Source organism: Citrobacter sp. Cb004 (assembly GCF_030337065.1).
In the GTDB taxonomy this organism is placed as follows: Bacteria; Pseudomonadota; Gammaproteobacteria; order Enterobacterales; family Enterobacteriaceae; genus Citrobacter; species Citrobacter braakii.
This window is the reverse complement of record NZ_JAOWCH010000046.1, coordinates 272,217-283,677: the sequence shown is the minus strand read 5'-3', so window position 1 is coordinate 283,677 and position 11,461 is coordinate 272,217. Positions and strand designations below refer to the sequence as shown.

Genomic DNA, 11,461 nt, shown 5'->3' with positions numbered 1-11,461 from the left:
GTGCGCTGTAATGCGTAACTGTCTGCATTTTGTTTTTTTAGGATAAAGGTCAGGGATCAGGGTTGCAGGCGAGAGGGACAACTTTAGCGGTTTGATTTATTTATACTTTTAAGAATAGTGCTGACGAACACTTACGGTTCAGTCATTTACCCATTCCGCTTTCGCTTATATACTCGTGACTTTGCTAACAGCAACCAGACGGATTTCATGTACCAACCTGTCGCTCTATTCATCGGCCTGCGTTATATGCGTGGGCGTGCAGCAGATCGCTTCGGTCGCTTCGTTTCCTGGCTCTCCACCATTGGCATTACTCTCGGGGTAATGGCGCTGGTTACGGTGTTGTCGGTGATGAACGGTTTCGAGCGCGAGCTGCAAAACAATATTCTTGGCCTGATGCCTCAGGCCGTCCTATCGTCTGAACAGGGTTCCCTAAACCCGCAACAGCTACCGGAAAAAGCGGTGGTGTTGAACGGCGTCAACCGCGTTGCACCGATAACCACGGGGGATGTGGTACTGCAAAGTGCGCGTAGCGTGGCAGTCGGCGTGATGCTGGGTATTGACCCGGCGCAAAAAGATCCATTAACGCCATATCTGGTCAATGTGAAGCAAACAGATCTGCAGCCGGGTAAGTATAATGTCATCCTCGGAGAGCAGCTTGCCGGGCAACTGGGTGTTAATCGTGGCGATCAAATTCGCGTGATGGTGCCCTCAGCCAGCCAGTTTACCCCGATGGGGCGTCTGCCGAGCCAGCGTCTGTTTACGGTAATTGGCACCTTCGCCGCCAACAGCGAAGTCGACGGCTACCAGATGCTGACCAACATCCAGGATGCGTCACGTTTGATGCGTTACCCGGTGGGCAATATTACCGGCTGGCGTCTGTGGCTGAACGAACCGTTAAAGGTTGATACGCTGAGCCAGCAAACGCTGCCGCAAGGCACCAAATGGCAGGACTGGCGCGAGCGCAAAGGGGAATTGTTCCAGGCCGTGCGTATGGAGAAAAACATGATGGGGCTGCTGCTTAGCCTGATCGTGGCGGTGGCGGCATTTAATATTATTACCTCGCTGGGTCTGATGGTAATGGAGAAGCAAGGGGAAGTGGCGATTCTACAAACGCAGGGGCTGACGCCGCGGCAGATAATGATGGTGTTTATGGTTCAGGGGGCCAGTGCCGGGATTATCGGCGCGCTGCTGGGCGCGGTGCTGGGCGCATTACTCGCCAGTCAACTGAACAACCTGATGCCAATTATCGGTGTGCTTCTGGATGGGGCTGCGCTGCCGGTCGCCATTGAGCCGCTGCAGGTTATCGTCATTGCGCTGGTGGCGATGGCCATCGCGCTGCTGTCTACGCTTTATCCTTCCTGGCGCGCTGCCGCCACTCAACCCGCTGAGGCTTTACGTTATGAATAAGATCCTGTTGCAATGCGACAACCTGTGCAAACGCTATCAGGAAGGCACAGTGCAGACCGATGTACTGCACGATGTCAGTTTTTGCGTCGGTGAAGGTGAGATGATGGCGATTGTCGGCAGCTCCGGTTCCGGTAAGAGTACGTTGTTGCATCTGTTAGGCGGGCTGGATACGCCAACTTCCGGCGATGTCATTTTTAGCGGTCAGCCGATGAGCAAACTCTCGTCGGCGGCGAAAGCGGAACTGCGCAATCAGAAGCTGGGCTTCATTTATCAGTTCCACCATCTGCTGCCGGACTTTACCGCGCTGGAAAACGTGGCGATGCCGTTGCTGATCGGCAAGAAAAAACCGGCTGAAATCACCGAGCGCGCACGGGATATGCTGAAAGCAGTAGGGCTGGACCATCGTGCCAGCCATCGCCCGTCTGAACTGTCAGGCGGTGAACGCCAGCGCGTGGCCATCGCTCGTGCGCTGGTGAATAACCCGCGCCTGGTACTGGCGGATGAGCCAACGGGTAACCTTGATGCGCGTAACGCGGACAGCATTTTCGAGCTTCTGGGTGAGCTGAACCGCTCTCAGGGCACGGCATTTTTGGTGGTGACACACGATCTGCAACTGGCGAAGCGCATGAGCCGCCAGCTTGAAATGCGCGATGGTCGCCTGACGGCTGAACTGAGCCTGATGGGAGCTGAGTAATGGCTTCGCCTTTATCGTTATTGATTGGTTTGCGTTTTAGCCGTGGTCGGCGGCGCGGTGGCATGGTCTCGCTGATTTCCGTGATTTCCACCGTTGGCATTGCGTTGGGCGTCGCGGTGTTGATCGTCGGCTTAAGCGCCATGAACGGATTTGAGCGTGAGCTTAACAACCGTATTCTGGCCGTGGTGCCGCACGGTGAGATTGAAGCCGTAAATCAGCCGTGGAACAACTGGCAGGAAGCGCTCGACAAGGTACAGAAGGTACCAGGCATTGCTGCTGCGGCGCCTTATATTAACTTTACCGGGCTGGTGGAGAGTGGGGCGAATCTACGCGCAGTGCAGGTGAAGGGCGTTGATCCGCAGCAGGAGCAGCGTTTAAGCGCGCTACCCTCGTTTGTGCAAAACCACGCATGGGATAATTTCAAAGCGGGTGAGCAACAAATCATTATTGGTAAGGGAATTGCCGATGCGCTGAAGGTGAAGCAGGGCGACTGGGTATCGATTATGATCCCTAACGCCAGTGCGGATCATAAGTTACAGCAGCCTAAACGCGTGCGTTTGCACGTCACGGGGATCCTGCAACTGAGCGGTCAGCTCGATCACAGCTTTGCCATGATCCCAATGGAAGATGCGCAGCAATACCTGGATATGGGATCCAGCGTTTCCGGGATCGCGCTGAAAGTGAACGACGTGTTTAACGCCAATAAGCTGGTGCGAGACGCGGGTGAAGTCACCAATAACTATGTGTACATTAAGAGCTGGATCGGTACATACGGCTATATGTATCGCGATATCCAGATGATCCGCGCCATTATGTATCTGGCGATGGTGCTGGTGATTGGCGTGGCCTGTTTTAATATCGTTTCCACGTTAGTGATGGCGGTAAAAGACAAAAGCGGCGATATTGCGGTATTAAGAACCCTGGGGGCTAAAGATGGCCTTATCCGTGCCATTTTTGTCTGGTACGGCCTGCTGGCGGGTCTGTTCGGTAGCCTGATAGGCGTCGTCATTGGGGTGGTTGTCTCGCTGCAACTGACGCCGATCATTAACGGGATTGAGGCGCTTATCGGCCATCAGTTCCTGTCCGGCGATATCTATTTCATTGACTTCCTGCCATCGGAATTACACTGGCTGGATGTGATTTACGTGCTGGTGACAGCACTCGTGCTGAGTCTTTTGGCAAGTTGGTATCCGGCGCGTCGCGCCAGCAATATTGATCCTGCGAGAGTACTTAGCGGCCAATAACAATATATACACGAAAGCATTCATGCGGCGGTAAGGCGGCAAACCGAAATCTCCATGAGCATAGATAACGATGTGACTGGAGGGTGAGGGCGCAGCCAACCCCAAGGCATCTTGAAGGATGACGTGTATCAAGGAGCGGTGATGTATTACGGATTTGACATCGGCGGAACCAAAATTGCGCTGGGCGTGTTTGATAAGCAACGTCGTTTGCAATGGGAAACACGCGTCCCTACGCCTCGCGACAGCTATGACGCTTTCCTTGATGCGGTCTGCAATCTGGTGACGGAAGCGGACCAGCGGTTCGGCGTTAAAGGTTCGGTAGGCATCGGCATTCCTGGTATGCCAGAAACGGAAGACGGCACGCTGTATGCGGCCAACGTTCCTGCTGCCAGTGGTAAGCCGCTCCGAGCCGATCTCAGCGCTCGCCTTGACCGCGATGTGCGTCTGGATAACGATGCTAACTGTTTTGCTCTTTCCGAAGCCTGGGATGACGAGTTCACCCAATATCCGCTCGTGATGGGGTTGATCCTCGGCACCGGTGTTGGCGGCGGTCTGGTGCTTAACGGGAAATCCATCACCGGGCGCAGTTATATCACCGGCGAGTTTGGTCATATCCGTTTGCCAGTCGATGCGCTGACGTTGATGGGCTTTGATTTCCCATTGCGCCGCTGCGGGTGCGGTCAACTGGGATGCATCGAAAGCTATCTTTCCGGCGGTGGATTTGCGTGGTTGTATCAGCATTACTACCATCAATCGCTGGATGCCCGGGAAATTATCGCCCTGTGGGAGCAGGGTGATGAACAAGCACGTGCCCATGTTGAACGCTATCTGGATTTGCTGGCGGTGTGCCTTGGGAATATCCTGACTATCGTCGATCCTGATTTGGTGGTGATTGGCGGAGGCTTGTCGAATTTTACCGCTATTACGACGCAACTGGCGGACCGACTGCCACGTCATCTGCTGCCGGTTGCCCGGGTGCCGCGTATTGAGCAGGCGCGACACGGTGATGCGGGCGGGATGCGCGGAGCCGCTTTCCTACATCTTACCGATTAATACAAAGAGGTTGTTATGCTGTCGCGCCGGGGTCATCGGTTAAGCCGCTTTCGTAAAAATAAACGCCATATGCGCGATCGCCTGCGTCAACGAATCTTTTTCAGAGACAGAGTGGTGCCTGAATTGATGGAAAAACCAAGAGTGCTGGTACTGACGGGAGCGGGAATCTCCGCTGAGTCAGGAATTCGAACCTTTCGCGCGGCGGATGGTCTCTGGGAAGAACATCGGGTAGAGGACGTTGCGACTCCGGAAGGATTTAGTCGTAATCCGCAACTGGTCCAGTCGTTTTATAACGCCCGTCGTCATCAGTTGCAACAATCAGAAATCCAGCCTAACGCGGCGCATATCGCGCTGGCAAAACTCGAAGCCGAGCTGGGCGACCGTTTTTTACTGGTGACGCAGAATATTGATAACCTGCATGAACGTGCGGGCAGCCAGAACGTAATCCATATGCACGGCGAACTGCTCAAAGTTCGCTGTTCGCAAAGCGGGCAGATTCTGGAGTGGACTGGCGATGTGACTGCGGAAGATAAATGCCATTGTTGCCAGTTTCCGGCGCCGCTGCGCCCGCACGTGGTGTGGTTTGGTGAAATGCCGCTGGGCATGGATGAAATTTATATGGCACTGGCAATGGCCGATGTGTTCATTGCGATTGGTACATCGGGCCATGTATACCCGGCAGCGGGGTTTGTGCATGAAGCTCGACTACATGGGGCGCATACGGTAGAGCTAAATCTCGAACCGAGCCAGGTAGGAAGCGAGTTTGAAGAGAAGTATTACGGTCCGGCAAGCCAGGTGGTGCCTGAGTTTGTTGAGAAATTATTGAAAGGACTGTGATTTTTTTGCCCGATACGCGCAGCGCTATCGGGCATTCCTTACAACGCTGAATTAGCGTCCTGCTTTCAGCTTCTGATAATACTCTTCATAGATAGCGCTGGCGGAACCAACATCGTTCTGCCATTCCCCTTTGTTGATGGTTTCTGCATCAGGGTAGAGGGTTTTATCGTTCGCTACTTCAGGGCTTAACAGCTTACGTGCTGCCAGGTTTGGCGTCGGATAACCGATGGTTTCCGCGACTTCTTTCGCCACGTCCGGGCGTAGCAGGAAGTTAATCAGCTTCAGCGCACCTTCTTTATTTTTTGCGTTTGCTGGAATAGACAGGCTGTCCATCCAGAAAATCCCACCTTCTTTCGGCCATACCACTTCCAGCGGTGTACCTGCCTGACGCGCAACATACGCGGAGCCGTTCCACACCATCCCCAGATTGACTTCGCCTTCCATATACGGGTTGGCCGGGTTGTCAGAGTTAAATGCCGCGACGTTAGGCATCAGCTTCTTCAACTCGTTATAGGCGGCTTCAATCTCTTTAGGATCGGTGGTATTGCCGGAGTATCCCAGCTTGCGCAGCGCCATCTGGAACACTTCACGCGCATCATCCGTTAACAGCAGGCTACCTTTGTACTCCGGTTTCCACAGGTCGGCCCAGCTGGTTACTGTTTTCGGGTCGATGGCATCGCTATTGATGCCAATGGCCGTCGCACCCCAGATATACGGGATAGAGTAGTCATTGTTGGGGTCGAATGGCTTGTTGAGCATTTCCGGATCGAGGTTGTGGAAGTTGGTCAACGTCGACTTGTCGATCTTCTGGATCATGCCTTCTTTGCGCATTTTATCGACGTAATAGGTGGACGGAACCACCAGATCGTATGCGCCGTCTTTATAGGTTTTGAGCTTGGCGTACATGGTTTCGTTCGACTCGTAGGTCGAATAGATAACCTTAATGCCGGTCTCTTTGGTGAACTGCTCCAGCAGTCCAGGCGGGACATACTCGGTCCAGTTATAGAAATAGAGCGTGTTGTTGTCATTAGCGTGAGCGGCGCTCATGCCCAGTGCCAGAGCACCCGCCGCGAGCAGGTGGCGTGACCATTTTTTCATCATTTAACGTCCCCTGAATTAAGGGCCTTAGCGGCCCTTGGTTTTATCACGTGCAATAAGCTGGCTGGCAATCACCATAACCAGCGACAGAACCAACAAAATGGTCGCCAGCGCGTTCACCTCTGGTGATACGCCGACTTTTACCATTGAGTAGATTTTTAACGGCAAAATTTCATAACCAGGCCCGGTAACGAAGGACGACACGACGACATCATCCATCGACAACGTAAAGCTCAGCAACCAGCCGGCAGCCACTGCAGGCATTGCCAGAGGCAGTATAATCTTGCGCAGAATAGTCACTTCACTGGCGCCGAGATCTTTGGCGGCTTCAAGCATTCGTACATCAAAACCTTTCAGACGTGAGTAAACCGTCACCACCACAAAAGGTAGACAAAAAGTGATATGCGAGAACAGCAGTGACCAGAAACCCAGTTGAATGCCGATCAGCATAAACAGCACCAGCAAAGAAATCGCCATTACGATATCCGGCGACATCATCACCACGAACAGCATGCCGCTGACAAACGGTTTACCGCGAAAACGGTAGCGGTACAGTGCAACCGCTGTGAGTGAGCCGATCAGCGTGGCAAACGTGGCGGATAGCACCGCCATCGTCAGCGAGTGTTGCGCTGCCTGTAGCAGGCTGTCGTTGTTCATCAGCAGGCCGTACCATTTGGTGGTAAAACCCTGCCAGTTGATGCCAAAGCGCGAGCTGTTAAAGGAGTTCACAATCAAAATAATGATTGGAATATACAGATACGCGTAGATGGCGGTCATAAAACCGCCTCTGAGCAGCCGACCGATCATTCGCGTTTCACCTTCTTGTTCAGAAGGCGCGATGTTTTCAGAGTATTGAAAATAATCAACTTTTTCTCTTCTCCAAAATCTCTCCAAAACTTCTCGCCAAAACTTCTCGCCAAAACAGATAGCCAAAAAAGAAGCAGCTATCACTAAGGCCGCGAATTTTACAACAATTTTTAGGATGATCGGGAAAAAAAGGCCATTTAAATGACCCGCTTTACCCATTCCTGACTGCGAGTGTCGGTATAGCAATCGGTTCAGGGAACAATTAGCGCACGCTACCGCTGTGGTGGTAAAGGGGAGGTACTTGACTGCAAAGCCACGAAAGAGCATGGCGTCCCAGTGTTTGAAACCTGTGAACGCTGCAGGGAGCATGCTTAACGAAGGGTAACGAAATTGACGGGAATAGTGGTTTTTTGGATATCAATTTCCTGGCCCGGTGGTAACAAAAAACAGAAAACACCAGAACGGCGTTTTACGCTATCTACAGCGTAAATTTCTTGAATCACCCTGTTTTACGACACAAGAATTTACCTTTAATGACACCGTCAAAGAAACGGCCTTTAGATTGCACCGTGAGAAAAGAGTTATAGATGCTTTCTGGAACGCCCACATACTGGAAAGTTGAAGAATTTACGAACCCTATCTCCAGAATCTTTTCTAATGGGTAGTAACCAATAAATTTTATTTTTGATGAAATCATTGCCTGTCGTTGCATTTTTTCTCCTTCAATTTTTTTAATTTTCCTTCTCTGATAATACACTGATATGAAACAAAAGGAGCATAGTTTTGTAAATGTTATGGTTGTTTCAGAGTTTACTGGTTGGATGAAATGATTTTCTTTGTTGCTTTAATTTCCTGAACTGCGAAAAATAGCACGAAAATTCGTTGCTGGATTTTTACGGATTGACACGGGCTTTCCTTTAAGTAACTGATAAATATATTCTATTTTATTTTTCGTTATCCAGGGGGCGACCGGCTGTATGTTATTGCTGGTGAACAGAACTCATTGATTATGCTGTCTCAGTTTCCATTTCTAAGATTTTGCGAAAAATTAAATGAAAAAATAACTTGCTATTGTTTGTGGGGTGTGTGATTAATGAGGGGTTGGTTAGGTACACAGACCCATTAAAGCGGTTTAGTAAAGCAGTTCTCATCTCAAGCGTTATCCACAGATAATCCTTTCTTTTGAGCCTTCTTATCGTTACTAATTAGATTGTGTGCGAAGCCCTTTTCGCCGTAAGGCTACATAGAATTTAAGGAATTACCTGTGTCTAATAAAATGACTGGTTTAGTAAAATGGTTTAACGAGTCCAAAGGTTTTGGTTTTATTACCCCTGACAATGGTAGTAAAGATGTGTTTGTACACTTCTCTGCTATTCAGAGTGGTGGCTTTAAAACGCTGAATGAAGGCCAAAAAGTTGAGTTCAGCATTACTGCTGGTGCAAAAGGGCCGTCAGCTGAAAACGTTGTAGCTGCCTGATATTTTTCCTGATGTAAACCAATATACGATAGCGAAGACGGTGAATGCCCGAGTAGATATATTGGTTTTTCAGAAACTCAACATCTGTCAACATAAAGCTGAACAGATGTTTGAGTCTAATCATTGGGTAGAACAGTTGAAATGATTATTTTATAAATGTCATTTGTTGTTTTACCTCTGTAGTTTTTCTTGCACGCTTAAGTGCATTCGTAAAAGCTAACAACATCCCAAAAATCGCTGGTGCTATAATATAAAGAAAATTATATTATTTTAGATTCCTCATGTGAACTGATAAGAAATATTTATTTTTTATTGCTTTTAATAGTGAGTTGTAACCTGATACTGAAAACCAAGAGAAATTATTAGTTAAATAGATCTTTTGGATATCACTGCGGTAGTGAGTGTTGTAGCAAATAAAGGCTAACATCATGACCGACCATATTTATTTTAAGTGCCCTTGTTGTCATGGGTCACAGTACAGAACTTCCCATTTTGATGTGACTGAGAAAAATCCCTTTGGTGCAAAGTGTATTTTTTGTAAATCATCAATGATTACACCAGATAACTATGCGCCATATACTTCCAGTAAATCAAATGAACAGGGGTTGCGAAAGTAACATTTAGCTCTGACCTTCCAGTTAAGGCGGCAAGATTCATTATCATTGCCAGGCACTGGTTTAAGTCCAACAAGGGCCGTCAGTCAGCTACTACCTCATCGAATTGAGCGGGCGACTTTTGAACTTGCAGGAGACGAGGGTTTGATCCTCTATGGTTACACCATGAATAAAAACCTCGTTCTAACGGGGTTTTGTCATTTCAGGGTTATCCGTGCAACATACAAGTAAGTTGGGCAAAGAATTGTATTTTTTGTTTTGCTATTAACATCATGTCTGATGTGTAACGGTATTACTAATAACCATATAAAGGGCAACGCATTGAGAATCATACAAAACCATATTATGGCCCAGGAAATTGGTGAAACAGTTATCCAGCTACTTGAAAATGGCAAAAGGGTTACGACAGGGAATATCATTGATTTGCTCGAACGGAAAAGTCATGCCTTGCACGGTCAAAAGGCCGATGAGATAAGAGAAATATTGATATTTATCAGGAAAAAATCGGTTCTGTAAGCGCTTTTGTGATTAAGGTTGATAGTGCTTCAAGTTGGATAGCAAGCTGAATGCTCAACCAAACATATCCGTGAACGGCGCTTTCAATGATTTCCTCGCCCTCATTGGCGAGTAAAAGACAATGCAACTCTTTAGTAATTTCGAGAAGATGCTCGCTATTTGATGCTATCGGCGTTGGGTTTCCTTCATGCAAGGCATGTGCGAGGGTGTTGAGGGTGCTACGGGTCAATTGTTCCATATCTGACAGCGTATGAGTATTCAATATGAGAAATCGACTGCCACGAGATGCCCAGTGGGCATTTATCTGAAATTTTTGCGCCGCTATCATATCGCGGGTTATCGATTGAATATCTTCAAGTAGACTCTTCGCAATCTTTGTTTCTTTATTTACTGGTGTAATAAGGCTGCGCATTTTTACTACATTATTCAGCGCTCGCGTTTGAAGTTTGGCCATTCTCGGGGGCGCAAGAACGTTTCGGGAGACTCCCGCAGTTGTTATTTTTAGATAATCAGAAAGAAAGTCAGCAAGTTGTATACGCCAGTTAATGAATGCTCTTTGGGGAAAAATGCTGGTAAACAACATCGCCAGAATGCATCCTATAATAATGTTGGTGCTTCGCCACAATGCTGTTTGTAAGTCTCCTGCAGGAGCGCTGCTGACAACCGCCAGCGTGATACCAATCAATAATGCGGCATAGGGACGTTTACTCATGGCCAGAAAACCACAAAGGAAAGCTGCGCATCCACACCACAGCATCATCATAGTGAGAGAGTACATTTCAATGTGTAATGCGATGATCCCCAAAATCGCACCCCCTACAGTTCCCGCCATACGTTCAAGTGCCCTGGGTATCACATTGCCCATGTAACTAATTGGTCCCATGACCACAACCAGTGTAATCAGGGGCCAGGAGTGGTCTGGTAAATTCAACATTCTTATCAGTAAGAAAGTTATAACAAATGCTAAAGCAATACGGATCCCATGAACTACGCGATAGTTGCGGTAAATCTTAAGTTCTAAAGGACTTATCGGTTTATTCCGTTCAATGGAAAAAATATTGTTTTTCATTGGTTAAAATCTTTAACATAGACAGAATTATAAAGAATGTTCAGATATACACTGAAAAAATAATCTCGTCTTACTTTTTTAACTTATAAAAAAGGAGGGCGATGCCTGACATAGGTTATTGTTAATCAATTGCTAATGCAGTAGCGAAAGAAGAGGTATTTTTTAATACCCACATTATCTGTGGATTTGCCATTATGGTGGTAAGCGGTTCTACACATCTTGAGTGGCCCCTGACTTAAATTCAACATGTTGACTTTGACAGATATTTAAAAGTTGTGGACTTCTAAAATACTGGTTAGCATGTTTAAAACGTTTTCTTTTACAGGTTGTTATAAGGCTAAGCAAAACAGGTCAAATGGTGTCTGTGCACGGCTTTATATCAGCAACGGTATCATTATATTAATAACAATGCACTTTGATGAGCTAAGGCCCGGACCAAAGCTCATGAAATATAAGTTCTGGCTACATTAGATGGAAGCAGTACACAACCTATTCATGTGTTATCGAAAAGCAACTACGTAAACAGAAAGTGCAAGTGCGAGAAATATCCAGTATTGAGAATGGTAATGGAAAAGTTTGAGCATAAATATCCTCCACAGATTCAGTTCCTAATTAATGGCAGATTTAAATGTCAACAACAAACAA

General features: G+C 48.1%; 11 protein-coding genes and 1 pseudogene. 8 read left to right on the top strand and 4 right to left on the bottom strand.

The annotated features are described in order from the left end of the window. Nucleotides 1–207 precede the first annotated feature (207 nt). The 5 genes from lolC (at nt 208) to cobB (ending at nt 5,235) form a co-directional block, all read left to right on the top strand. Complete coding sequence (lolC, locus tag OGV65_RS06540) at nt 208–1,407, top strand: lipoprotein-releasing ABC transporter permease subunit LolC (protein WP_003030806.1); 1,200 nt, start codon at nt 208–210, stop codon at nt 1,405–1,407. Continuing rightward, nucleotides 1,400–2,101: a lipoprotein-releasing ABC transporter ATP-binding protein LolD gene (gene lolD / locus OGV65_RS06535; RefSeq protein ID WP_003832278.1), complete on the top strand. Its 702-nt coding sequence runs from the start codon at nt 1,400–1,402 to the stop codon at nt 2,099–2,101. The genes lolC and lolD overlap by 8 nt, the downstream gene beginning before the upstream one ends. Then, a complete protein-coding gene (lolE, locus tag OGV65_RS06530) occupies nt 2,101–3,345 on the top strand; it encodes a lipoprotein-releasing ABC transporter permease subunit LolE (protein WP_016152683.1) in 1,245 nt (414 codons plus the stop codon). Before lolD ends, lolE begins: the two co-directional genes overlap by 1 nt. 141 nt (nt 3,346–3,486) lie before the next feature. Next, complete coding sequence (nagK, locus tag OGV65_RS06525) at nt 3,487–4,398, top strand: N-acetylglucosamine kinase (protein WP_016152684.1); 912 nt, start codon at nt 3,487–3,489, stop codon at nt 4,396–4,398. A gap of 15 nt (nt 4,399–4,413) precedes the next feature. Continuing rightward, the gene (gene cobB / locus OGV65_RS06520) at nt 4,414–5,235 is read left to right on the top strand and encodes a Sir2 family NAD+-dependent deacetylase (RefSeq protein WP_016152685.1); all 822 of its coding nucleotides are present in this window, start codon (nt 4,414–4,416) and stop codon (nt 5,233–5,235) included. A 51-nt stretch (nt 5,236–5,286) separates the two neighbouring features. Here the strand turns inward: cobB and potD are convergent, their stop codons facing one another. Further along, nucleotides 5,287–6,333 (bottom strand): spermidine/putrescine ABC transporter substrate-binding protein PotD, encoded by a 1,047-nt coding sequence (gene potD, locus OGV65_RS06515; RefSeq protein WP_029139492.1) that lies wholly within the window; start codon nt 6,331–6,333, stop codon nt 5,287–5,289. A 27-nt stretch (nt 6,334–6,360) separates the two neighbouring features. Then, entirely contained in the window at nt 6,361–7,140 is a 780-nt protein-coding gene (potC, locus tag OGV65_RS06510; protein WP_003030794.1) for a spermidine/putrescine ABC transporter permease PotC, read from the bottom strand. 252 nt (nt 7,141–7,392) lie between these two features. Here potC and OGV65_RS06505 point away from each other — a divergent pair. After that, nucleotides 7,393–7,500: pseudogene (locus OGV65_RS06505) on the top strand (antitermination protein Q); the annotation flags it as partial. Between the two features lie 139 nt (nt 7,501–7,639). Here OGV65_RS06505 and OGV65_RS06500 read toward each other — a convergent pair. Further along, nucleotides 7,640–7,852, bottom strand: coding sequence for a KTSC domain-containing protein (locus tag OGV65_RS06500; RefSeq protein ID WP_016152687.1), 213 nt, complete (start codon nt 7,850–7,852; stop codon nt 7,640–7,642). Nucleotides 7,853–8,404: 552 nt separating this feature from the next. Here OGV65_RS06500 and cspE point away from each other — a divergent pair. Both cspE and ymcF read left to right on the top strand, forming a co-directional pair. Next, a complete protein-coding gene (gene cspE, locus OGV65_RS06495) occupies nt 8,405–8,617 on the top strand; it encodes a transcription antiterminator/RNA stability regulator CspE (protein WP_005127641.1) in 213 nt (70 codons plus the stop codon). Nucleotides 8,618–9,045: 428 nt separating this feature from the next. Next, a complete protein-coding gene (gene ymcF / locus OGV65_RS06490; RefSeq protein WP_286454757.1) occupies nt 9,046–9,234 on the top strand; it encodes a cold shock small protein YmcF in 189 nt (62 codons plus the stop codon). 490 nt (nt 9,235–9,724) lie between these two features. Here ymcF and OGV65_RS06485 read toward each other — a convergent pair whose 3' ends face one another. Further along, nucleotides 9,725–10,816: an FUSC family protein gene (locus OGV65_RS06485; protein ID WP_200051658.1), complete on the bottom strand. Its 1,092-nt coding sequence runs from the start codon at nt 10,814–10,816 to the stop codon at nt 9,725–9,727. Between the last annotated feature and the right edge of the window lie 645 nt (nt 10,817–11,461).

Bases quoted from the DNA above. Each gene is read 5' to 3' on its own strand.
- lolD (WP_003832278.1), top strand. From the start codon at position 1,400: ATGAATAAGATCCTGTTGCAATGCGACAACCTGTGCAAACGCTATCAG.
- ymcF (WP_286454757.1), top strand. From the start codon at position 9,046: ATGACCGACCATATTTATTTTAAGTGCCCTTGTTGTCATGGGTCACAG.
- potD (WP_029139492.1), bottom strand. From the start codon at position 6,333: ATGAAAAAATGGTCACGCCACCTGCTCGCGGCGGGTGCTCTGGCACTG.
- lolE (WP_016152683.1), top strand. From the start codon at position 2,101: ATGGCTTCGCCTTTATCGTTATTGATTGGTTTGCGTTTTAGCCGTGGT.
- lolC (WP_003030806.1), top strand. From the start codon at position 208: ATGTACCAACCTGTCGCTCTATTCATCGGCCTGCGTTATATGCGTGGG.
- nagK (WP_016152684.1), top strand. From the start codon at position 3,487: ATGTATTACGGATTTGACATCGGCGGAACCAAAATTGCGCTGGGCGTG.
- OGV65_RS06500 (WP_016152687.1), bottom strand. From the start codon at position 7,852: ATGCAACGACAGGCAATGATTTCATCAAAAATAAAATTTATTGGTTAC.
- potC (WP_003030794.1), bottom strand. From the start codon at position 7,140: ATGATCGGTCGGCTGCTCAGAGGCGGTTTTATGACCGCCATCTACGCG.
- cobB (WP_016152685.1), top strand. From the start codon at position 4,414: ATGCTGTCGCGCCGGGGTCATCGGTTAAGCCGCTTTCGTAAAAATAAA.
- OGV65_RS06485 (WP_200051658.1), bottom strand. From the start codon at position 10,816: ATGAAAAACAATATTTTTTCCATTGAACGGAATAAACCGATAAGTCCT.